This is a genomic window from Chitinophaga sp. G7 BAM 1005 (assembly GCF_057126945.1).
The window spans coordinates 2,688,991-2,711,573 of record NZ_CP181478.1 but is presented as its reverse complement, the minus strand read 5'-3'; the positions used below and the strand labels follow the sequence as shown (position 1 = coordinate 2,711,573).

The window sequence follows — 22,583 nt, the reverse complement described above, 5'->3', positions numbered from 1 at the left end:
CATAAAAGGAGATAATGTTTTTGCCATCATGGAAGAAATGGTAAGTACATAAGGGGCTGCATCATTTATTTATGATACAGCCCCTTATTCTTCTTACACCGCTATAATGACTTTGTTACTTCTTCGGTTTTTCGTTTTGTAACATACTTGGTGGGTAACCGAATTGTTTCTTGAAGACGTAATAGAAATGCGATAAGTCTAGAAAACCTAAATCAAGATATATTTCAGAGGGCTTCTGTTTTTTCTTATCAATGAGGAAATGCGCTTCATTTAGCCGTTTCTTTACTAACCAACGATTAGGTGTGCTGCCAAAAATTTCTTTGAAATCCCTTTTGAAGGCAGACAAACTTCGTCCAGTTAAATAAGCGAAACGTTCTATGCTCACATTGAATTTGTAGTTGCTGTTCATAAAAGCTTCTAAATTGAGCTTTTCAGGCCTGGTGTAGTTAAAAAGGACTCCAGCAAGTTCGGGTTGCTGTTTGAGTAGAATAATTAAAAGCTCTTCATATTTCAGATCTTCTACCGCTTCATCTAATTGCATGACCCCTTTATAATACGGTTTCAAGGAAGTGATGAAGTTATCAATCCAATCTGTTTTTCTGACCTCCAAAAAGCTTTCAATCATGTTAGATGCAGTTGGCTGGATCTTATGTTTTGTCTGAAATTGCTGAAGAAATTCTTCATCAAAGCAGAATATAATTGGATTGAACGTCTCTTCATTGTCCGGCAACATAAATTTCATTAAACTATTTTTGCGGGCAATACCACAACCACCTGTTTTAAGTGTATATGTTTTATTCCCGTCGAAGAAACTAATACTACCTTTTACCACATATAAAAAAACGTGATCGGGTATGAACTGTTCTTTTAAAAAATTGGATTGTTGATTTTCTGTTATTCCTCTCATTTTATCAGGTCGTATTTAATCATACTCTTTACTGCTTCCAATATGGTTTGCTCCTGTGTAGCAATAGGCTGCCATCCTAATAGCTTTTTGGCTTTTGCATTGCTTACCTTACGGTTTATCTTTAAAAGCATCGCTCCTTCTTTTGCCTGGGAATTGAATAATGAAGCTATATTAATAAAAAAATCGGGAAGTTTTTTTGTCGTCACCTTTTTGGCAACTTCTGGCAACTTGCTTTTTAAGAGTTTGGCAATTTCTGGCAGAGTAATCTGCCCGTCTGCCGAGGCGATAAAACGTTGTCCCCTGGCTTCAGGATTTGTCATGGCGAGAATATGTATATCGGCTACATCTCTGACATCAACAACATTCAACGGAATATTTGGAACAGCTTTCATTGAGCCGCTCAATAAATTTTCAAGCAAATGAAAACTCCCCGAGATATGTTCATCTAAAGAAGGCCCATAAATAGCCACAGGGTTTATGGTAACAAATTCTAAACCCTCCCCCATAGTCTCGATAAAATCCCAGGCAGCTTTTTCAGCCAGTGTTTTTGATTTTTCATAAACCGATAATCCTTTTAAGTTGATGTCCGTCCAGTCGGATTCCGTAGTCATTCGTGTCTTGTCTGTTTGACTGAAACCGACTGCACCAAAATTGGAAGTCATTACTACTCGTTTTACACCTGACTTTTTTGCGAATTTCAGAATGCGCAGTATGCCTTCAACAGCAGGACGGATAGCTACTTCTTCATCTTTTGGAGCGTCAAAAAACACGGGAGATGCCACACTTAATACATATTTACAGCCTCTCATCGCTTCATCCCAATTATCATCTTTGGTCAATTCCGTTTCCACAAATGAAAGACTGTCAAATTGCGTAACGCCATTGGATTTCAGTATTTCAATAAGTCTGTCTTTGCTTTTAATGTTACGAACTGTTGTTCGAACCTGGTGTCCTTTTTGTAAAAGTTGTAAGATGATTTGCATTCCTACAAATCCGGTTCCACCTGTTACCAAAACTATTTCTCTATTTTCCATTAATTTTAAATTTCATACTGCAAAGTTCCACATAAAATCCTCAGCATAGCTTGTTAAAAAGTCCAATCTTTGGTTGTTCAGAAGCTCAAAGCAGTTATAAAAATGGCAATTAGAAATGATATGTTTGAGATTTCTACCATATCCATACACAGATTTAATAAGTTCCTGGACTAGTAATTCATTTTAGTACACCGCCATTTGCTTCCATCATTTTGTTATATACCAATCGAAACGCTACTTTTTCATTTCGGCTACATCAAAAGTCGTTTTGGATACTTCTGTTTTTTGATGTGTACAGACCTTTGTATCATCAGATTAAAACAGAAAAAAAATGGACTTAAAAAACAGTACAATACTTATTACAGGCGGTTCCAGCGGGATCGGGCTGGAAATGGTAAAGCAACTTACTGAAGAAGGGGCTACAATTATTATCACCGGTCGAAACCTGGATGCTCTCAATAAAACCAGGGCACAATATCCGAAAGTACATATCTTCCAAAGCGATGTGAGCAAGCCGGGCGATATTGAGCAGCTGTACAAAGATGTTAGGGAACAATTTCCTAAACTAAACATCATCGTCAACAATGCTGGCGCAATGCGGTTGCTTGATTTACAGGACAGTTCGATTGATTTGGAAAACGTTACCAGGGAAATCAATATCAATCTCACAGGGACTGTACAAATGGTGCATCAGTTCTTACCGCATCTTTTGCAGCAAACTACTTCAGCAATAGTGAATGTATCGTCAGGAATTGCATTTATGCCCTATTCGGTTGCACCTGTTTACAGTGCTACCAAAGCGGGTGTGCGGGCCTATACACAAGCTTTACGTTTGCAGTTACAGGACACTACTGTAAAGGTGTTCGAAATGATCCCGCCAGGCGTGAACACTAACCTGCAAAACGAATGGATAATACAACCCAAGCCCAGCCAGATGATGGATGCGGATAAGATGGTAAATATTGTAGTGAAATCCCTTAAAAACGACACATTGGAAATGAAGCCGTTCATGATAAATATCCTTAAGGCAATGAGCCGTATTGCCCCCGGTATGCTGATGAAATTTGGCCATAAGGAGTTTAAAAATTTCAAAGCACAATCAAAAACAGCATAACAAGATGGAAAAATATATTCTTACAATCTTTGCACTTTCATTGTCCATGCTTCTTTCGCTCTCAGAGTTATTTATCCCAAATACAGGTAATATTTCGAACGTAGGCCTGGGTGTATTTCCAACATTTGGTATAAGGGCAGAACTCTAATAATTATAAACTATCAAAAAAAAAGAACAATGAAACAGTTACTATTTATTGCAGGTATATTATTAATGTCCATAACAGGTTTTACACAGCAGCCTGCCGATAAAATTATTGGAAAATGGGAAAGTGTAGACAGCGATGTCCAATTGCATTTTGATATTTTTAAACAGGATGGCAAATATTTCGGAAAACTCCTGTGGGCATCAAATATGTATGAATCGGATGGGAAAACGCCAAAGAAGGACTTCAAAAATCCCGATAAAAAATTGCAAAGCCGATCAAGACAGAATATCGTGAACATTACCAACCTTGAATACGAAGATGGCGAATACACCGGCGGGAAACTCTACAATCCGAGCGAAGGTGACACTTACAGCTTGAAAGCAAAATTAAAAAATGCGGATGAACTACACTTTCGAGGATATCTGGGAATCTCGCTGTTGGGAAAGACAATGAAATTTAAAAGAATTAAATAAAGTAATGAATATGAAAAATATAAATAACGACGATTTGTCAAGGTTCTGGTTCATAGTGTCCAACGCTGTTCCGCCAATAGGATTTTTTTTGTACTTTAAACATCGAAATCAATACCCCATCAAGGCCAGAAAAGCTTTGAAAAGTGCGGCGATTGGTGTTCCGATTGCATTAGTTGCGGGCTATATTTTCAACAATTTTATTTTTAATTGAGATGGTAAAGAGTATTATATCCCTGATTTTGCTGCTGGTATCGGTTTTTCTGGCATTCAAACACGGATGGGACACATTTAATTATAAAAATAATCCCGGATCCCTGAAGATGATGAACGAACTGGGCATCAGCGAAGCGGCGGTTCCTTTTTTCGGAGCGGTAACGATTTTGGCAGGTGTATTGCTACTCTTTCCAAAGACGTTTTTCATTGGAAATGTACTGAATGCCATTGCGATTGTGGTAATTATGGCGTTGGCCACTCGTGCAGGCAATTTTAGGATGGCGATGATTGAAATTCCGTTTTTGCTGATGCCTTTAGTGATGATATGGCTGAAATATCCGTTTAAAGATAAATTTTAAACCATGGCAAGTTTACAACCGTATAGGATAAAAAGTATTACTGAAATACACCGCCTGATGGGGTTGCCCAAACCTCTTCATCCGCTCATTGGCTGGGTGGATCTAAGCCAACTGCCAAATAATTCAGGTATCGATTCTGTGATATTTGAATTATATGTGATTTCGCTGAAAAGAGGCTGCGATAAACTGTATTACGGACAACAAAAATATGACTTTGATGAAGGTCTGATGGCATTTCTGTCGCCCGGGCAAATTTTGCGGGGTGAAGACAACGGAGTTCCTGTTAATCTTGAAGGCTGGATGCTGTTTATACATCCCGACTTTTTTTGGGGAACATCCCTGGCCAACAAAATTAAAAAATACGAATTTTTTGATTATTCCGTCAGCGAGGCGCTCTTTCTTTCAGACAAAGAAGAGGTAATCATTAATGATATCGTAAAGAATATTCGGCATGAATATAATTCCAATATAGATAAATTCAGTCAGGATATTATCCTTTCACATGTAGAAACATTGCTGAATTATGCAGAGCGGTTTTACCAGCGACAGTTCATTACAAGGAAAATTACCAATCATCGAATATTGGAACGCTTAGAAAGCCTGCTGACAGACTATTTTAACAACAATGATTTGGTAAACAAAGGACTACCAACTGTTCAATATATTTCAGACAACTTAAATATTTCGCCGACCTACTTGCGAAGTTTGTTGAAAACACTTACAGGACTAAATACACAACAGCATATACACGAAAAACTAATTCAGAAAGCGAAGGAAAAATTATCAACAACGGAATTGTCAGTCAGCGAAATAGCCTACGAACTAGGGTTTGAGCATTCGCAAAGTTTCAATAAGCTATTTAAAAGCAAGGTTAAGGAAAGTCCCTTAGAGTTTCGGGCGAGGTTTAGTTAAACTGTTTTTAACACTGTCCCTTTGCAGCAATTGTAGTAGCAAATAGTGCATCGGATAAATTCCTGAACCGTACGAGTCAGGAATTTTAATATGCTGGTAAGAAGCGATCTTATCGCAAGCCTCTTTGCTTAAAGATGTTTCCCTTTCTTATTAAATTCCAGGGCAAGGGTTATCCAGTAATTAAAATCCTTCTTTGCGTTAAGATTATCCTCATTTACATAAACAAATCCCTTGTATTCCCGTCCTTTCATGATCACGGTACGGCAACCATCTTTTTTAACGGCTTCGGCATGAATACCGGGATCAATGCGGCACATCATCTGGCCCGGGCCTGCTGTCAGGCACATTTTATTATTTACCATAAACGCAATCCTGCCAAACATCTTCTTCTCTTCAACATTGGGTATCTTTGCGAGTGCCTGCCGGATTCTGTCTGCCAGCTTTTCACTGTAGGCCATGAAAATTATTTTGGAATGTTCCTGTCAAAAGTAAGCGTATCAAAAAATATGGTCAGTGAGTCGAGCTTCCCGTTTTTTGCTGTCCAGATCTCCGCTACATCGCCATTGATACTCGCTCCGTTGGGAAATATAAAGTCGTAGTTTCCAATAACACAGGCATTTTCACCGTCTACGATCATTTTTTTTACACGCATCGTTTTGAACGCCCGTGAAAACCTTTTAATAACTTCTATGTACGCCGCTTTTCCAACGGCAGGCGCTGATTTTGTCATATCGCCGCCAATAAATTTGAAGTCGTCAGAGATAACCGGCTCCCAGCCTTCTTTCTTAGCAAACCCATCGTAATAAATTTCGAGTAGTTGTTTTGTTGAAGTGGAGTTTTCCATGTTTTCTATTTTTAAGAACCAGGAATCGCAATTTTAGTTATTGCATTTTGCAAGTAAAAATAAGAAAGTTATTGTAATTTGCAAGTACTTTTAAAATCAGGCGGTATGGAAAAAGTCAGATCGGATTGTCCTATTAGTTGTTCCCTGGATGTTTTTGGAGACAGGTGGTCGCTGCTTATCATCAGGGACATTATGCTCAGGGGGAAATTGTCTTACAGCGAGTTCCTGGAGTCGGAGGAAAAGATTGCCACCAATATCCTTGCCAACAGGCTGAATGTGCTGGAAGCAGAGAAGATCCTTTCAAAACGGGTATCGCCGGCGAATAAGTCGAAGTTCATTTACAGTCTTACGCCAAAAGGAATAGACCTCTTGCCCATCATCATTGAAATAATGGATTGGGGAGCAAAGTACCATGTAAACTGCCCCCGAAAGGAACTTGGAAAGAAGATCAAAAAGGATAAAGCCGGGGCTATCAAAGAGTATCTTGCAAAGCTGAAGAAGCAGTTTTCCTGATATACATTTTGAATAGCTGACAGGCGGAATAGTATCTTTTTTTGATCAGCACCCCGATGGCAGTATCAATGTGAGGACGAAAACACCAGGCTCAGGCATTCGTCATTTTAGGATAACCCATAGATAACTCATAGATAACCCATAGATAAGCCATATATAAGCCATACCTATAGAGATACGGGTTATCTATGGCTTATCCTTGTTTTTGCTATGGATATATATTATAACATCCATATATGATACCGGGATGGCAGTAGCCGTACAATTATTCCTTAAATTTGTCTTGCCACCCGCCTGCCCCCGGTAAGGATTTTTATTTAACCTTCATCTTAAAAAGCAAAATAAAAAAAGGAGAATTTACTATTAACTCCAGATACTTTTTGCCCTTACCTTAGTGAAAGTTTATGCTTATTGAGAATCGTCATTTTAATTACCCGTATCATGTAGTGCAACCAAAATCGTAGTTCGTACCTGTTTGTAAACAAGATCCTGTAACAACCTGTAAATCTAAACGCGCGTATTATTTCAACCAAATATCAAGTTTCATTTAAAACAACAGAACATGAGAAATCCTCTCCGGCTATTGGCGATACTATCGCTGATACTCCTGATGTTGCCCAACACTGCTTATGCGCAGGAACAAAAACTTATTACCGGCATTGTGTTAGCCGATGACGGTAATCCCCTGCCTGGCGTTACCGTCAGAATCAAAGGCAGCAACCGTAACACACAAACAAATGTTACCGGGCAATACCGCATTGCGGTAAGTCCGGGAGAAGTCCTGGAATTTTCTTTTATCGGCTACGAAACGCAAAGTATCCCCACCGGGAAAGACCAGACGATCAACGTTAAAATGCTGACGAGTTCCAGCTCCCTTGAACAGGTGATTGTAACGGGTATGGGTATTAAAAAAGAGAAAAAAGCATTGGGTTATGCCGTACAGGATATCAAATCGGCCGAACTGCTGAAAAACAAAGATCCTAACCTGGTAAATTCCCTCAACGGTAAAATTGCCGGCCTGAATATCACCAACTCCGGCGGCGCACCCGGCGCTTCCGCATCCATTATCATCCGCGGCGGTACCTCGCTGGAAGGAAACAACCAACCGTTGTTTATCATCGATGGTATGCCAATGGATAACTCCACCGGACAGGGCGATAACAGCGCTTTCGACGGTTCTATTAACCAAAGCACCACCTATAGCAACCGCGCGATGGACATCAACCCGGAAGACATTGAGTCTATTTCCGTATTGAAAGGCCCGGCCGCTGCCGCGCTTTACGGCCTTCGTGCTGCTGCCGGCGCTATTGTGATCACTACCAAAAAAGGTACCACCGGTAATATAGCCGGCTCCGTTACCAGCCGCTATATTACCAACTGGGTAAACCGGCTGCCCAAACAGCAAAGCATCTATAAACAAGGATCCAACTACAGCGGCGCCTTTACCGATCAAACGGCGATGTCGTGGGGAAATAAATTTGAACCGGGAGAGAAGATCTATGATAATATGAAAGACTTCTTCCAGACAGCCAATGCCTTTGATAACAGCTTCACCATTTCAGGAGGTACTGCTACCGGCAACTTCTACCTTTCCGGCTCTAACCTGAACCAGTCGGGTGTGGTGCCTTCCACAGACTTCAACCGTTCTACAGTGCGGTTTAATGGCGAACAGAAAATTGGCATTTTTACCTTCGGCGTAAACGCTACCTATGCCCGGAGTGAAACGCAGAAAACACTTACCGGAAGCGGGCTATGGGCCTCCGGTGGTTCCGGCTATATGGAAAGCATTGTAGCCTGGCCACGAAATGATGATATGAAAGTATGGCTGAATGCAGATGGTTCCAAACACCGGCTGCTGCCTGATATCCCGCTGGATACAGACATCGACAACCCCTACTGGATCATTAACCGCAACCCACAGTCGGATAAAACCAACCGCTTTATTGGTTCGGCGTATGTAAATGTAAAAGTAACCAGCTGGTTTGACGCTACCTACCGCCTGGGCGTAGACAACTACTATACGCAACTGCGGAACTTAATTTCCCCGGGTTCCAGCGTTAAAGAAGGCTGGCAAAAAGGGATGCTGTCCGAAACAGACAGGAACTACAATTATGTAAACTCCAACCTGATGCTGAACTTCCATAAAACCTTTCATAAAGACTGGGATGCCAGCCTGCTGCTGGGTACTACTACAGAAGACAGCTACACAAAATCCAATTCTGCCCGTGCAGAAAGTTTCCAGATACCCTCGTTTATCAGTATTAACAACGCTGCCAAAGAAAACCAGTACATCAGCCAGGGAATAAGCCGCAGACGGCTGGCCGGTTTCTATGGCGACTTACGGCTATCGTATAAGAACATTGTATTCGTAAGTGCTACCGGGCGTAACGACATTGCCTCTACCCTGCCGCCTCAGAACCAATCATTCTTCTACCCTTCTTTAAGCGGAAGCCTGGTATTTACAGAGCTGATCCCCAAAAACAATATCCTGAGCTTTGGTAAGCTGCGCGCTTCCTGGGCACAGGTGGGTAAAGACGCTCCAACCTACCAGACCAACACCTACCTGTTTGGTCCTGAACTCACTATTGGCGGCGGATTCCGCAACTACTGGTCGAGAGGAAACGATAACCTGAAACCGGAAACAACTACCTCCACAGAGCTTGGTACCGAAATGCGCTTCCTCAACGGCCGGCTGGGATTTGATTTTACCTGGTATGTTACCACCAGCCGCGACCAGATCCTGACGCCCCGTGTGAGCAATGCCACCGGCTATATCCTCAGCTCCGTAAACACCGGTACCATTGAAAACAAGGGTATTGAAATATCTATTACCGCTACTCCGGTTAAAAAGAAAGATTTCAGCTGGGACGTAATGCTCAATGCTTCGCACAACAACGGCGTGGTAAAATCTCTGCCGGGTTCCCTCCCTATCCTGTATGTAACAGATGTACATCTCGCGGTAGGTCAGGCTGCATCCTTTGATGGCGGCGTGTTTATGGGGGTGAGCGGTTCTGTATGGCAGAAAGATGAAAATGGTAACCTGCTGCTCGACTGGAATACCGGCTACCCCATTCCCACCACTTCCCTTACTACGTATATAGGTAACCGTGAGCCCGACTTTCTCGGCGGTTTGAATAACAGTTTTACCTATAAGCAATTTAACTTCTCCTTCCTCTGGGATTTCCGGGTTGGCGGAGATGTGTTTAATGGCACCGACTACCTCCTTACGGCTTATGGCCTGAGCGAACGCACCGAAAACAGGAACAGCGAAATCACCTTTACTGGTGTGGCAAAAAATCCAACCAGCGGAAAATTTGAACCAGTAACCAAAACTGTGGTGGCTTCAGAAAAATACTACCGCGATGTATATGTAAAGAACGCACCGTTTTTCCTGGAAAAAGTAAACTGGATGAGGCTCCGTTCTGTTTCCCTCTCCTACTCGCTTCCCAGAACATGGCTCACCGGCGCGCGCTGGCTGAGAGACGCCACGGTGACTGCTACCGGCACCAACCTGTTACTGCTCACCAACTACTCCGGCATGGACCCTGAAACCAGTACTGCCGGCGCAGGCGTAATAGGTTCAGGCTCTTCCGGTATCGACTATTGTGGCGTGCCTGCCACAGCAGGATTTGTCATTGGTTTAAATCTTAAATTCTAAACGTGCAGAACATGAAAAAAATAATCTTTATCATCAGCCTGTCGTTTGCATTTACCTCCTGTAAAAAATGGGTGGACATCAACGACAATCCCAATAGCGCCAATTCATCTGTACCAACCGCTGAACAACGGCTGCCACCACTCATCGCCCAGTTCTGCGACGCATATGAAAGCACCGGAACCCGTGCAGCCTATCTTTCACAACAACTGGCGTCTGTATATGCAAGCGGCGGCAGCAACTACAATCTTACAGCCTGGGTATCCAACAGTACCAACATACAATGGCCGTGGCAATGCTGGTATGTAAATACTGCCGTGAATGTGACGCCGCTGATCACCGCAGCAGAAAAAGTACAGGCGTATCATTATATCGGCGCCGCCAAAATCATTAAGGCATGGGGCTTTGGTACCCTCGCAGATGTATACGGCATGATGCCCTATGATCAGTTTGATGATCCCGCCACCATCACACCTAAATTTGACCAGGCATCCTATATCCAGGAAAAAGTACTGGCACTGCTGGATGAAGCCATTGCAGACCTGCAGAAAACCCAGGGCCCCACTGCACCGGCACTGGCCAAAGGAGACATCCTCAACAATGGCAGCACCGACAAATGGATTCGCCTGGCCTATGGATTAAAAGCCCGCTGGCTAAACCACACTTCTGCATTGCCCGGTTTCAACGCACAGGCCGTACTGGACGCCGCATCAAAAGGCGCACAATCGAAAGACCAAAGCGCTGTGATGCAATATGTAGATGAAGGACCAACGGTTACCTCTTCCGCCAAAGAAGCGTTGCAATACACAAACACAGCTACTACCGCCAGGATCACCAAACTGTACATGGACTACCTCACCAATAACTATACAGGCGCTCCAAAAGGCATCAATGATATGGAAGATCCGAGAGTAGACCTGCTCATTCCCAGCATGGCCGACCGGAACGGCATACTGCATCGTACACAGGGCGTGGATATGACCTCCGGTATTACCAATACAGGTCCGTTGTCATATACCTACAGCACGGCTAACAATACTTTTTCCAACAAGGATTCTGTTTATGTGATCATGCGTAAAACACCATATGCACCAACGGCTACCGACCGGATACAATCCACCGGCACCTGGTACACCCGCAGGGGCGCCAAAGGTTTACTGTTTACCAATGCAGAACTGCGTTTTATTGAAGCGGAGATCCTTATTAAACAGGCCAAAAACAACGAGGCGTTAACAGCCTACAAGGCAGGTATCCGTGCGCATATGGAACTTATGGATATCCCCGCAGGCGCCATCGACGCTTTCCTGAACAGCAGCTCCGTTGTGCAGCTGCCGGCATTACTTACGCTTAGCAATATCATGATCCAGAAATACATTGCGCTGTCTTATTCTCCGGAAAACTGGGCAGACCTGCGCCGGTTAAATTACTGCACCGATGCCGCCGGGAATTATAACGAGGCCACCGGTGTTTATAAAGGATTTAAGCGTCCGGCACATGTAAACACGCTGTATTATCCAAGTCAAACCGACTGGCCGCGCCGCTTTGCCGTACCCAGTTACGAAATCAATTACAACAGTACACAGGTGCTGAATGCGGATCCTACAGCGGGTAGCCCGACGTATATCAGCCAGCCGGTATGGTGGAATAAGAAGTAAGCGGATTTTGTCGCGGATTTTGTCTTTCCCACTGATTACGCTGATTATACTGATTTTTTTGATTTGACTTTTTGGATTTTAAAAATGATTTGGGGAGATATAAGCGAAGATATCCGCTTGTGTCTCCCCGAATCCTTTAAAATCCTTATAAAATCCAAAAAGTCAAATCAAAAAAATCAGTATAATCAGCGTAATCAGTGGGAAAGACAAAATCCGCACTATAATACTCCCATATACCGCAGGTATGGCGTCATCACCGATTGGTCGAATACCGGTGGCTGAATGTCTGTTCCTTCCAGGAAGGCCGCAGTATTGTTCCTGGTATAATAGTAAGTATGCTCATAACTTTCTACCAGCGAGCGCCCGTTATGCACTTCATCTGTGAATAAACTCAGCAAGGGATATAAAGGATTGCTGCTGTTATTTTTCCACAGATCCAGCCATTGCTTATAAGGTAGTCCCTGCAGATCCAGGTTATAATACTCATTCATGCGTGCAAAAAAATCTGTAAGGGAAACATTGTTTTCCGGCTTGGGAGACAGGTGGAAATTTTTCCCTACCGCTTCCGGGTTTCGGGCTATATGTATCACCGCCTCGCTGATATAATTCACACTGGTCAGTTCATCTTTTAAACCCATCACCAGCGGGAAGCTGCCCATTTCCACACAGGCACGAACCAGGGAACCCCACCATTGGGACAAAGCAGTGGCGCCCGTTTTATGGTTACATACGGCAAAGCCTAAACGAAAATTAATAACCGGCAGCCCGCACTCCATAGCCTGCTGCGTCATCTTTTCCATCACCCATTTACTTCGTATATAACCCAGATCCTTACTTACGGCCCTGATGTTTTCATTAATATCATCTGTTTCACACATCCATGTTTTATGGGTAAATGGTCTTCCCCAGCTGAATACCCCCATAGATGAAAGCAGCACCAGCGGTTTGGGTTTTCCCACAGCTGCAAAAGCTAATATCCCCCTTAGTCCATCAATATTTGCTTTTTTGATAACAGGATAAGGTTCAATATAGCTCACTGAACTGCCGGAATGATAAATAATATCTATCCTTTCTGCCAGGTGCATGTAGTTGGCATCAGCCATGTTAAAACGGTTTTCTGAAAGATCACCGGGCACCACTTTAATCCTGTGCGCTTCGGCAGCGGGCCAGGGAAGCAAAAACTTAGAGAAGGTTTGTTGAAGCCTGGATAAACCCTTGCCGGCGTCTTTTGCACGCACAAGGCAATAGATATCCGCATGCGTTGATTGCAGCAGATCCGAGAGCAATTGGGACCCTACAAAGCCCGTGGCGCCGGTCAGGAATATAGCGGCTGGTGAAGCAAGTATGGAAAGGTCAACGGGACCGTTGAAGGCGAAGGTACTATCCAATGCGGCGTCCTGTATCAATTCAGCTATGATTGCCTGCTCTTTGTCTTTTTCCGTCAGCTGCCCTCCTGCCGCATGCTGATGTATGGCGGCGGCTATTTTTTCAGGTGTCTGGTAGATAAAGAAGTCGGGAAGTTTGATCCACTGCCGGATGTTTTCAGGGAGGCCGGCGTAAACCTCCGCCAGCATCAGGGAGTGCGCGCCTGCTTCAAAAAAGTTATCCCCGGATTCAAAATCCGGTTGTTGCAAAAAAGACGACCATATCCTGGTGAGGATCGTGGTATAATCGTCGGCGGCGAGATCATCGAAAGAGATCCGGCTAACCGGATCTTCATCGGGCGCAAGCATTTTCTTATCTATTTTGCCACTGGCATTCACGGGTATGGCCGGCAACCATTTCCATTTCAGTGGTACCATATAGGCCGGGAGCTGTCTGCTAACCAGGTTCCGGACGGATTGCAGCCGGCCTGCAGCGTCTGCCGGTGTAACAGGATCGCTGAAAAAAATATATGCTCCCAGGTATTTATTACCTGACTTATCTTCATGCGCCTTCACAATACCTTGCTTTACACCAGGTATATTATTTATCACCGCTTCTATTTCGCCGGGTTCTATCCGATGTCCCCGGATCTTTACCTGCTCATCTTTTCTACCTGCAAACACCAGGTTGCCATCCGTTGAAACCGTCACCAGGTCTCCGGTTTTATATAGTTTTGTCCAGCCGCGTGCCCGGTGTGTTTCCGTTAAAAACGGATCATCAATGAAGTTTATATTTGTAGCCGCTTCGTTATGAAGATACCCTGCCGCTACCTGCTCTCCTCCGATATACAATTCTCCTGTGATACCAGGTTTAACAGGTTTCCGCGCTTCGTCCAGCACATACAGCATATTGTTGGCGCCTGCTTTTCCGATTACCCGGGCGCTTACATTTTTTACACAGGTATAGCTACAAACTGCTACAGTAGCTTCTGTTGGGCCATATGCCTGTATCAGTGTTACTTTATCGGTCCATGCGTTGATTAGTTCATCAGGCAATGTTTCTCCTCCAAAACAGATCTTTTTCAACTGCATTGAAATTTTAGCAGGAGACAGGGATGCCAATGCTAAACCTGAAATAAACGGAAGCATCGTGATCTGGCAATCATTAATAAAATCTTCCAGGTAGCTTCCGAGTACTTTGTTGTTGGGATAAAGATGTAATGTAGCGCCATATATGAGCGGAATCCACAGGTCCATCACGCTGGCATCAAAGCTTGCAGACGCAAATTGCAGCGTAACGTCTTCCGGGCCGATGCCGGATTCCTTTCCGAACCAGGATACAAAATTCCATAAGTTCCGGTGTGTGGTCAATACGCCTTTGGGAGCGCCCGTACTACCTGAAGTATATATAATATAAGCCAGGTGGGAAGGAAGTATTTCTGCATCCAGATTTGTTCCCTGGAAGGATTCCAGTTCTTCCTGTAGTTTTTCGTCCATCGATATTTTTTGTATCGACTCATCATATAAGGCAAGGTAATGGCTGTTGGTAATCAAAAAGGGAGCACCTGTGTCATTCAGGACGAACGCAATGCGATTAACCGGGTAAGTTGGTTCAAGTGGTACATAAGGGGCGCCCGCTTTAAATATTGCCAGTAAGGCCACCATTTTATTGATGGACTGGTCCATCAATATACCTACCGGCGTACTGCTGCTCACGCCCTGTAAACGCAGGAAACGGGCGAGCTTATTTGCCTGCCGGTTTAGCTCATAGTAGCTGATAGATTCATCACCAAATACGATGGCGTCTCTAAAATGCTGCCGGGCAGCTGTTTGCTCAAAGGTGTTGATCACTGTTTGTTTTACAGCAGACAATACATTCTCAGTATTCATTTCTGAAAAGATTAAAAGGGTTTTAGAATAGGATAATGGTTACTTATGCGGTACGGTAATTATTCCAGGCGGGCTGGCGCCGGAAACAGCATATGATAAAAATACAACAGTGGGAATGGTAGTAACTGACATCTGTTTACTTTGAGGGTTTTCAAAAAGGGAGGGTTATAAGCCCCGGTTTTCTTCTGTTTTATTTTGAGAGATAATCATCTGCTATAGATAAGCCGAAGATACAAAATAATTTTTTTTACCGGGTAATGCTTTTTTGATGAGCGGTGTCTTTAAAACAGCAATTACAAACCGGCATGGCTGATTCAGCCTGGAAAATGTTTCCCGTTAAGGTACATCATCATCTTTAAAAAATGGTTGCAGAAAAAAGTGCATGATCAATAATCCCAGTACAAAACCAACACCCAGTATAGCCAGCACACTTGTTAACGGCACGCTGTGACACTGACTGGGTATGCTGCTAATGCCCACAAACGGCATCTCCTTATTCAGGAAAAGCGCCATAAAGCCACTGACCACTGTGAGCAGGATTAGTACGATTAATAGTATCAATAATTTCTTCCGCCACTTCCAGTCGTCGCCCTGTGTTTTTACAAAATAAAAATAAACTGCTCCTGCAATTAATACTAAAATAAAAAATCCTATAGTGAAATACACGAAGTAAACATCTCCTTCATACTGTGATGCATCAACGCTGCACGGATCTTTGAATAAAATAGCATAGATGCGCAGTTCCCTTTTAACACGCTGCCAGAACGTGAGATGCTGCGGGACCGGGGGATACAGGGAAACGGTATCAAGAACAAGCGTGTCTGTAACTACAAATTTATCCACTAAGGCATCCCAGAGATCCGTGGCGCCTTTATCCGCTCCCAATGTCCAGAGGGCAATACCACCCAGTTCATTCTTCATCGCAAAATCATACTTCATCGACATACTGATGCCATCATCAAACCAGATCTCCTCTTTTACTACGCCATACTGATCTCTTACTTCTATAAAAAAAGTACTGGTTGTTTCATCGAAGATGGCAACGGTATCAGAAGGGTATTGTTTACGGATGTCGCTGTAGCTTACATAGCGACTGAACACATCCGGGTTGCCATCTCTTCCTTTCTTCCACACTGCGCCGTAGTAAGGCAATAACAGGGAAAGCTGCGCGGGTGGAATATCTCCCTGCAGGTAACGCGACACTGCGCCTGTCAGAGACTTTGATGCATTGCCCTCCAGCGGCGCCAGCGGCCCGGCTGTTTCTCCGCCGGCTTGCGTAAAATCAATGATAAAGTAATCTACGTAGCTGTGCAAGGCGCGCAGATCATAGTTATAAGAAGGATCGTACGGTGGTATAACTACGTTAATCTTAAAATTTCTATTTGCACTTTTCAGCGCGCCGGAAAGCGTAGTGATGAAGCTGCTGAAAGCATCGCGCTGATGATCCGGCAACGCCTGAAAATAAATGGTAACGCCATCGGCTTTTTGTTCTACTAACAAACGGGCAAGGCTATCCGAAAATAATGCTTGTGCATTTTTATTTTTGAGGAGGGCAAGTATGTTGCTGCTTTTCTTATCAAGAAAAAGAAACTGCAGATTGCATCCTGCTGACAGGGCATCAGGAACAGATTTCACTTCATCCTGCTGGAACGCAGGCTGGATACGGCCCGTTTGACCATCTAACAGGTATCCCAGGAAGCTGTAAGTACTCAGCGCGTTAAAATTATACGTGGTATATCCCTGCTCCATCCAGTAAGGCTGGATGCCCATTACGTTTATTTTTTGTGAGAGCCGGACCAGGTAACGCGCGCCGAGGCTATCGCTCAATCGTAATGTATCCACCTGATCGGGTGGTCGTCCGTACAATGACCGGATGGCGGTGAGATGCGCGGCTTTGGTATTTTCCGCTTCCTGCTCTTCACTTTTCTTTTGCAGGATAGGCATCATTTTATCCACCAACGCATCGAGGTCGGTTCCGGGCACAGGACTATCCGGTTCCTGCACCGGATTTTTACTGCTGGTATCTGCTCCGGGATTTGCAGGCTGCGAAGCATGACTTGATGCGATGGTATTAAGCAATGCCATCAGTGAATCGAACTGTTGGTTTTCTCTTTTGGTTAATGCTTCATTTAATTTTCGTATGTCATCCTTACTAACCACCAGTGAATCCGTTAACGTTTGGTTGATGATATATAAAACGCGGGCGCGCTCGCGCGCGTGAGCATTATGTCGGAAACGAAAGACTTTTAAAATGCGTTGTATGAGTTTAGCATTCACCGCAGTATCCGGTGGCAACTTCGGAGTATTTGGCAATTTCGGTGCTGGTGGCGGCTTTGGTAATTTAACAGGAGATTCCTGGAAATAGTGGCGCACACTACTGTTGTTGCCGTATACGGTGCTGTTGCAATGAAAAAAAACGAGGTATGCAATTATTAGGGCGGTTATTTTTTGAGCGGGAGTCATCAGGATATTTAGATAATAAAAGATAGAAAAATATTTTTTCAAATAAAAATATTTAAATCGCTTTTTTGAATTTATATTGTGACATCAACTTGAAAACTCAATTTCATTCTCAAAATAACGAACATCTTTCAGCCCGGAAATTTACAGGACAGTACACATCACACGGTAAGCATTAAATACTAATCCAATGATCTATGAGGCCCTTAGCTGTGTTACAGAAGATATTAACAATAACCTGAAGCGAAAATTACAGATCAACGAAGATAAAGTGATACTTTCCGGTATTGTAAACCAGGATGGATCCGTAGCGATACAAGGTGAAAACAAAATGCTTGTAACGCTTGTCAATGTTGAAAAAGAGACAGCAAGAACATCCGTTTCAAATACCGGCGCTGGTATGTATAATACTTCAGCTGCGGCGGTATCCGTGAATCTCTATGTATTATTTTCTGCTTACTTCAGCAGCAATAACTATGCGCAGGCTTTAAGATTTCTTTCCTACACCGTTGCATTTTTTCAATCGAAAAATACCTTTACCGCACAGAATACACCTGCGTTAGATGCTGGTATCAGCAAGCTTGCCTTTGAACTGGAAAGCCCTGGCGCCGACAGGCTAAACAACATGTGGGCCACGCTGGGCGCCAAGTACATGCCATCCGTATTGTATAAAGTGCGCATGCTTACGTTCGACGATTCAATCATCAAAGAATACAGGCCGGCTGTTGCGGGCACTGCCGGAGAAATGTTACCGGCGAGATAAATGTTATCCTTAGCTAGTTGAAAAAAAGGAATGAAACAGCAATATGAAATACTGACTACTATCCGTTATCGTCATGATTTTTTCCAGGCGCTATCCTACGAAGGCATTGGCATCCGCATGTCTGCCGCTACCGGAAAACAGTTACTGAATGCAGATCTGATGCTTAAACAACAGGCATCCGGCTGTTTATTACTATACAATACCCTGGGGGCCGGAAAGCGCACCAGGAGCGACTTACTGCGGGATAATACCACGCTTACTTTTGAGGTAATACTGAAAGATCCCTTGTTTTATAACTATACTGCCATTGATGCCGCCGACATTACCACGCAGTGTTTTGTGTTTGGTAATGATGCCGCCAATGCGCCGGGCGTTTTACACCGGTATCCTTATGCTGATGCAGCAGACCTGCGCGGAACAGCTACTTTGCCGGAAACGTTTTTCACCAAACCGTTCGGATTACTCACGCTGGTGCTGAATGAATCTTTACAGGATAACTACGACATCCGGTTCCGGGCCAGGAGCACCTACTGGTGCTATTACCTGATGAGCGAGCAGCTGGCAGCGCTGCCACATCCGGTGATCCTGAACAACAACGGGGCCTCCTGTTTCAGTGAACCGATGCTGGCAGCGCTCCCGGAGAGAAACAAAGTACCTGTACTGATCTCTAATGACCCTATTGCACTTTCAGATAGGAATCCTTACGTATTAAAACTGGCTGACCGGCCTCCAGGTGAAAGTAACAAACACAAGATCATCATCTCACCGCTCCCGTCACCAGAAATCAACAGGATCTCTGCTGCAGGAAGATCATGGCATACCAACGGAAAAACGTACTCGGAAATATTTTTATACTAAACAAAAAAACACCTAATATGGCATCAACCTTCATGACCCCCGGGGTTTATATTGAGGAGAAAAATGCATTCCCCAGTTCCATTACCGCTGTGGAAACTGCAGTGCCTGTGTTCATAGGCTATACGCAGAAAGCAGAAAGGAATGGTAAATCCCTTATCCACAAGCCTACCAGGATCACGTCCTTTGCGGAGTACCTGGAATACTTTGGCAGCGAGTTCAAACCTAAATTCACGCTGGCGGATGCTGATCCCAAAGTGAAGCAGGAAACCTTTAACATCAACGGAAAACCCACCGTGGTGCAGATTAAGGATAACAACACGGCTTACTTCTACAACAGCATCCGGTTGTTTTTCGGGAACAGCGGTAGCCTCTGCTACATCCTGTCGGTGGGTACCTACGGCCATTCGGCGGATGGCATTACCATTGCGGCAGATGATTTCATCGGTTCAGACACCAAGCCTAATGTATTTACCCTGCTGGAAAAAGAAGCGGAGCCTACGCTGATTGTAATGCCCGACATCATTGCGCTCGGAGCAGATGCCTATACTACGGTGTACTCACAGGTATTGCAGCATTGTGCAGACATGCAAAGCCGCTTCGGCATCTTCGACCTGGTAAAACAAAAGCCGTCAGATGTGCTGGAAGAAGTGGTTGGCGCCTTCCGTGACCAGATTGGCGTGAACTCGCTCAACTACGGCGCGGCTTATCACCCCTGGCTGAAAACCACGATCGTACAACCGGATGAAGTGGATTTTGAAAACCTGGACGCTACTGTTGACCTGGAGAAATTATTACCTGAACCTGCCGCTGCACAGATCATCACCAAATACAAAACCAATGCTACACCAGATAAGAATACCAAAAAGAATTTCCATCAGTCGCTGAAGGCTGCCAGTCCTACGTACGTGCATATCCTGGAGGAAGTACGTTCGCAGATGAATGAGCTGCCGCCAAGCGGCGCCCTGGCAGGCATATACACGTTGATTGATAACTCACGCGGCGTATGGAAAGCTCCTGCCAATGTATCGGTGAGCATGGTAACTGCTCCTACGGTTAACATCTCCGGTGAAGAACAAAAAAACCTCAACGTGGATATTATGGCGGGAAAGTCTATCAACGTGATCCGGCCATTTACAGGCGTAGGCACGCTGGTATGGGGCGCGAGAACACTGGATGGTAATAGTCTCGACTGGCGTTATATCAACGTAAGACGCACGCTCATCATGATTGAGCAGTCTGTAAAACTGGCTACCCGTGCTTATGTATTTGAAGCCAATGATGCCACTACGTGGATCACTGTAAAAAGCATGATCAACAACTTCCTGCAAAACCTCTGGAAACAAGGCGCGCTGGCGGGCGCAGCACCGGAGCAGGCTTTCGATGTACAGGTGGGGCTTGGCGCCACTATGACTCCACAGGATATCCTGGAGGGCAGAATGCTGATCACGGTGAAGGTTGCGCTTACACGCCCTGCTGAATTTATCATCATCACTTTCCAGCAACAGATGCAGGAATCTTAACCCGCAACTAAAATTTATTTAATAACTTTTAAAATTTGCAATTATGGCAGATGACGGCTCCACCCAATCACAGGCCACCTGGCCTATGGTAAAGTTTTCTTTCAAAGTCATGTGGGATGGCAAAGAAATCATATTCCAGGAAGTAACCGGGCTTACTTCTGAAACACAGGTAATAGAATACCGTGGCGGCAGTAATCCTGTATACTCGGTAGTAAAAATGCCGGGGATCGCCAAGTTCAATAATATCACCCTGAAGAAAGGCATCTTCAAAGGAGATACTACCCTGTGGGATAATTATGATCTCATCAAAATGAATACCATCAAGCGTTCCACCATTGTGATCAGTTTGCTGGATGAAACCGGGCAAACGGCTATGAACTGGACACTTACTAATGCGTTTCCCTGCAAAATGACCGTTACCGATATGAAATCCGACGCCAATGAAGTGGCGGTGGAAACAATGGAAGTAGCGCATGAAGGACTGCATTTAACCAAATAAAAAGAACGGACCACGGGTAGCGAAGCCGCAGGAATGACTTCGTTATCCGTTACTCCGCTTATTCACGGCTTCAAATAAATTGTCATGCCTATTCCACCACCACCGCCCTCGTCCGCACAAACGCCCTTTTACCCACCCGTAGGATTTTACTTCAGGGTGATGGTGCCGGGGATCACCGGTGGCAATGAAGGTAACTTCCAGGAAGTAAGCGGACTAACCGCTACCATTACGCCGCTGGAAGTGAAGGAAGGAGGTGAAAACAGGTTTACCCACCGCCTTCCACAGGCGCCAAAATATGGTAACCTGGTGCTTAAAAGAGGCATGCTCACCGGCTCTCCGCTGATACGCTGGGCGCAGAACAGTATTAATCTTTTTACCTTTTCGCCCGTAGCGGTGGTAGTAACCCTGATGAATGCAAACCGTGGATCGGTGGCCTCCTGGCAATTTGTAAATGCTTATCCGGTAGCATTGAAAATATCAGAATTCAAGGCACAGGAAAACGTTATTGCCCTGGAAACACTGGAACTATGCTATGATTATTTTCAACAAATCAGTTAGTTATGCCTTTAGAAATAAGAGAACTGGTGATTAAAGTCACCATAGAAGAACATCCCCCGCAGGCAACCCGCCATACCGGCGTTAAAGACCTGCAAGCTCTGAAAGATAAGATAGTGAGGGAATGCATGGATAAATTAATTACCAGTATAGAGAACTTACCCGCAAGATGAACCCAACAGGAGGACCCACCAAATTATTACTGGCCGGCTACGCAGATGCGGAAGCCACTGAGCTGATCGACAGTGTATCTGCCGTGATCAACCCGGATAACTATACGCTCAACTATACCATCAATTATAAAAACACGGATGAGCAGGGCGCAGTAGCGCCTACCCAGATCTTCAGCAGCATGGAGTCAGGCAACTTCGACCTGGAACTACTCGTAGATGGAACCGGCGTCATCCCTATTCCCGGCGGATTGACGGTAGACGCGTATATCGAAAAAGTGATGAACATCGCGTATAACTACCAGGGAACAGATCACCGCCCCAACTACCTGCGCATCACCTGGGGAAATACCAACTTTACAGGCGTATGTAAAAACATCAACATCAAGTACAGCCTGTTCAGTACTACCGGCGTGGCATTGCGTGCAGTGATCAAACTCACCGTGATTGAGTCGGTAGCCTTTGCAACGAAAATAAAAGAATCCGGCGTGTCATCACCGGACCTTACACATATGCGGACCGTACTGGCAGGCGATACCCTGCCCTTAATGACCTATCGCATTTACGGCGAACCGGGGTATTACATGGAAGTAGCCAGGGTAAATGGTTTGAACAGCATCCATGATATTAAACCCGGCGACGGACTTTATTTCCCCCCGCTAAAGAAATAAATACTT

The 22,583-nt window shown here is 44.4% G+C and carries 20 protein-coding genes; 14 read left to right on the top strand and 6 right to left on the bottom strand.

The genetic code is table 11. The annotated features are described in order from the left end of the window. Positions 1-115: 115 nt before the first annotated feature. Positions 116-907 carry a helix-turn-helix domain-containing protein gene (locus tag ACMXI2_RS10725; protein WP_483781589.1) on the bottom strand — a complete coding sequence of 264 codons (792 nt, stop codon included), beginning with the start codon at positions 905-907 and terminating at the stop codon, positions 116-118. Then, a complete protein-coding gene (locus ACMXI2_RS10720) occupies positions 904-1,941 on the bottom strand; it encodes an SDR family oxidoreductase (RefSeq protein ID WP_483781588.1) in 1,038 nt (345 codons plus the stop codon). Before ACMXI2_RS10720 ends, ACMXI2_RS10725 begins: the two co-directional genes overlap by 4 nt. Before the next feature lie 331 nt (positions 1,942-2,272). Here ACMXI2_RS10720 and ACMXI2_RS10715 point away from each other — a divergent pair, with 331 nt between their 5' ends. The 4 genes from ACMXI2_RS10715 (at position 2,273) to ACMXI2_RS10700 (ending at position 5,160) form a co-directional block, all read left to right on the top strand. Further along, positions 2,273-3,055: an SDR family oxidoreductase gene (locus tag ACMXI2_RS10715; protein ID WP_483781587.1), complete on the top strand. Its 783-nt coding sequence runs from the start codon at positions 2,273-2,275 to the stop codon at positions 3,053-3,055. A gap of 177 nt (positions 3,056-3,232) precedes the next feature. Further along, positions 3,233-3,676 (top strand): DUF2147 domain-containing protein, encoded by a 444-nt coding sequence (locus ACMXI2_RS10710; RefSeq protein ID WP_483781586.1) that lies wholly within the window; start codon positions 3,233-3,235, stop codon positions 3,674-3,676. 212 nt (positions 3,677-3,888) lie between these two features. After that, positions 3,889-4,248, top strand: coding sequence for a DoxX family protein (locus ACMXI2_RS10705; protein ID WP_483781585.1), 360 nt, complete (start codon positions 3,889-3,891; stop codon positions 4,246-4,248). A gap of 3 nt (positions 4,249-4,251) precedes the next feature. Continuing rightward, positions 4,252-5,160 carry a helix-turn-helix domain-containing protein gene (locus tag ACMXI2_RS10700; RefSeq protein WP_483781584.1) on the top strand — a complete coding sequence of 303 codons (909 nt, stop codon included), beginning with the start codon at positions 4,252-4,254 and terminating at the stop codon, positions 5,158-5,160. A 128-nt stretch (positions 5,161-5,288) separates the two neighbouring features. Here ACMXI2_RS10700 and ACMXI2_RS10695 read toward each other — a convergent pair whose 3' ends face one another. Together ACMXI2_RS10695 and ACMXI2_RS10690 are read right to left on the bottom strand one after the other, a co-directional pair. Next, the gene (locus tag ACMXI2_RS10695; RefSeq protein ID WP_483781583.1) at positions 5,289-5,618 is read right to left on the bottom strand and encodes a TfoX/Sxy family protein; all 330 of its coding nucleotides are present in this window, start codon (positions 5,616-5,618) and stop codon (positions 5,289-5,291) included. Positions 5,619-5,623: 5 nt separating this feature from the next. Next, positions 5,624-6,004: a nuclear transport factor 2 family protein gene (locus ACMXI2_RS10690; protein WP_483781582.1), complete on the bottom strand. Its 381-nt coding sequence runs from the start codon at positions 6,002-6,004 to the stop codon at positions 5,624-5,626. A gap of 105 nt (positions 6,005-6,109) precedes the next feature. Between ACMXI2_RS10690 and ACMXI2_RS10685 the strand changes: the two genes are divergently transcribed. From ACMXI2_RS10685 to ACMXI2_RS10675, 3 genes are all read left to right on the top strand, one after another. Further along, positions 6,110-6,517: a winged helix-turn-helix transcriptional regulator gene (locus tag ACMXI2_RS10685; protein ID WP_483781581.1), complete on the top strand. Its 408-nt coding sequence runs from the start codon at positions 6,110-6,112 to the stop codon at positions 6,515-6,517. A gap of 562 nt (positions 6,518-7,079) precedes the next feature. After that, positions 7,080-10,175: a SusC/RagA family TonB-linked outer membrane protein gene (locus ACMXI2_RS10680; RefSeq protein ID WP_483781580.1), complete on the top strand. Its 3,096-nt coding sequence runs from the start codon at positions 7,080-7,082 to the stop codon at positions 10,173-10,175. A gap of 11 nt (positions 10,176-10,186) precedes the next feature. Continuing rightward, a complete protein-coding gene (locus tag ACMXI2_RS10675) occupies positions 10,187-11,827 on the top strand; it encodes a SusD/RagB family nutrient-binding outer membrane lipoprotein (RefSeq protein ID WP_483781579.1) in 1,641 nt (546 codons plus the stop codon). Positions 11,828-12,045: 218 nt separating this feature from the next. On the opposite strand, the gene ACMXI2_RS10670 is transcribed toward ACMXI2_RS10675, so the two are convergent. Together ACMXI2_RS10670 and ACMXI2_RS10665 are read right to left on the bottom strand one after the other, a co-directional pair. Beyond that, a complete protein-coding gene (locus ACMXI2_RS10670; protein ID WP_483781578.1) occupies positions 12,046-15,081 on the bottom strand; it encodes a non-ribosomal peptide synthetase family protein in 3,036 nt (1,011 codons plus the stop codon). Between the two features lie 336 nt (positions 15,082-15,417). Beyond that, positions 15,418-17,241 (bottom strand): glycosyl hydrolase family 18 protein, encoded by a 1,824-nt coding sequence (locus ACMXI2_RS10665; protein WP_483781577.1) that lies wholly within the window; start codon positions 17,239-17,241, stop codon positions 15,418-15,420. A 490-nt stretch (positions 17,242-17,731) separates the two neighbouring features. Here ACMXI2_RS10665 and ACMXI2_RS10660 point away from each other — a divergent pair, with 490 nt between their 5' ends. From ACMXI2_RS10660 to ACMXI2_RS10630, 7 genes are all read left to right on the top strand, one after another. Further along, a complete protein-coding gene (locus ACMXI2_RS10660) occupies positions 17,732-18,304 on the top strand; it encodes a Pvc16 family protein (RefSeq protein ID WP_079467627.1) in 573 nt (190 codons plus the stop codon). Positions 18,305-18,334: 30 nt separating this feature from the next. Continuing rightward, positions 18,335-19,162 (top strand): hypothetical protein, encoded by an 828-nt coding sequence (locus ACMXI2_RS10655; RefSeq protein ID WP_483781576.1) that lies wholly within the window; start codon positions 18,335-18,337, stop codon positions 19,160-19,162. Positions 19,163-19,179: 17 nt separating this feature from the next. Continuing rightward, positions 19,180-20,682: a phage tail sheath family protein gene (locus ACMXI2_RS10650; RefSeq protein WP_483781575.1), complete on the top strand. Its 1,503-nt coding sequence runs from the start codon at positions 19,180-19,182 to the stop codon at positions 20,680-20,682. Positions 20,683-20,725: 43 nt separating this feature from the next. Beyond that, positions 20,726-21,181 carry a phage tail protein gene (locus ACMXI2_RS10645; protein WP_079467630.1) on the top strand — a complete coding sequence of 152 codons (456 nt, stop codon included), beginning with the start codon at positions 20,726-20,728 and terminating at the stop codon, positions 21,179-21,181. 84 nt (positions 21,182-21,265) lie between these two features. Beyond that, a complete protein-coding gene (locus tag ACMXI2_RS10640; RefSeq protein WP_483781574.1) occupies positions 21,266-21,739 on the top strand; it encodes a phage tail protein in 474 nt (157 codons plus the stop codon). A gap of 2 nt (positions 21,740-21,741) precedes the next feature. Next, the gene (locus ACMXI2_RS10635; protein ID WP_483781573.1) at positions 21,742-21,909 is read left to right on the top strand and encodes a DUF5908 family protein; all 168 of its coding nucleotides are present in this window, start codon (positions 21,742-21,744) and stop codon (positions 21,907-21,909) included. Next, positions 21,906-22,577 (top strand): CIS tube protein, encoded by a 672-nt coding sequence (locus ACMXI2_RS10630; protein ID WP_483781572.1) that lies wholly within the window; start codon positions 21,906-21,908, stop codon positions 22,575-22,577. Before ACMXI2_RS10635 ends, ACMXI2_RS10630 begins: the two co-directional genes overlap by 4 nt. The last annotated feature ends 6 nt before the right edge of the window (positions 22,578-22,583 follow it).

Coding starts and splice junctions, on each gene's coding strand:
- ACMXI2_RS10640 (WP_483781574.1), top strand. CDS start 21,266: ATGCCTATTCCACCACCACCGCCCTCGTCCGCACAAACGCCCTTTTAC.
- ACMXI2_RS10720 (WP_483781588.1), bottom strand. CDS start 1,941: ATGGAAAATAGAGAAATAGTTTTGGTAACAGGTGGAACCGGATTTGTA.
- ACMXI2_RS10685 (WP_483781581.1), top strand. CDS start 6,110: ATGGAAAAAGTCAGATCGGATTGTCCTATTAGTTGTTCCCTGGATGTT.
- ACMXI2_RS10705 (WP_483781585.1), top strand. CDS start 3,889: ATGGTAAAGAGTATTATATCCCTGATTTTGCTGCTGGTATCGGTTTTT.
- ACMXI2_RS10710 (WP_483781586.1), top strand. CDS start 3,233: ATGAAACAGTTACTATTTATTGCAGGTATATTATTAATGTCCATAACA.
- ACMXI2_RS10670 (WP_483781578.1), bottom strand. CDS start 15,081: ATGAATACTGAGAATGTATTGTCTGCTGTAAAACAAACAGTGATCAAC.
- ACMXI2_RS10695 (WP_483781583.1), bottom strand. CDS start 5,618: ATGGCCTACAGTGAAAAGCTGGCAGACAGAATCCGGCAGGCACTCGCA.
- ACMXI2_RS10660 (WP_079467627.1), top strand. CDS start 17,732: ATGATCTATGAGGCCCTTAGCTGTGTTACAGAAGATATTAACAATAAC.
- ACMXI2_RS10680 (WP_483781580.1), top strand. CDS start 7,080: ATGAGAAATCCTCTCCGGCTATTGGCGATACTATCGCTGATACTCCTG.
- ACMXI2_RS10690 (WP_483781582.1), bottom strand. CDS start 6,004: ATGGAAAACTCCACTTCAACAAAACAACTACTCGAAATTTATTACGAT.
- ACMXI2_RS10700 (WP_483781584.1), top strand. CDS start 4,252: ATGGCAAGTTTACAACCGTATAGGATAAAAAGTATTACTGAAATACAC.
- ACMXI2_RS10645 (WP_079467630.1), top strand. CDS start 20,726: ATGGCAGATGACGGCTCCACCCAATCACAGGCCACCTGGCCTATGGTA.
- ACMXI2_RS10630 (WP_483781572.1), top strand. CDS start 21,906: ATGAACCCAACAGGAGGACCCACCAAATTATTACTGGCCGGCTACGCA.
- ACMXI2_RS10715 (WP_483781587.1), top strand. CDS start 2,273: ATGGACTTAAAAAACAGTACAATACTTATTACAGGCGGTTCCAGCGGG.
- ACMXI2_RS10650 (WP_483781575.1), top strand. CDS start 19,180: ATGGCATCAACCTTCATGACCCCCGGGGTTTATATTGAGGAGAAAAAT.
- ACMXI2_RS10675 (WP_483781579.1), top strand. CDS start 10,187: ATGAAAAAAATAATCTTTATCATCAGCCTGTCGTTTGCATTTACCTCC.
- ACMXI2_RS10635 (WP_483781573.1), top strand. CDS start 21,742: ATGCCTTTAGAAATAAGAGAACTGGTGATTAAAGTCACCATAGAAGAA.
- ACMXI2_RS10725 (WP_483781589.1), bottom strand. CDS start 907: ATGAGAGGAATAACAGAAAATCAACAATCCAATTTTTTAAAAGAACAG.
- ACMXI2_RS10655 (WP_483781576.1), top strand. CDS start 18,335: ATGAAACAGCAATATGAAATACTGACTACTATCCGTTATCGTCATGAT.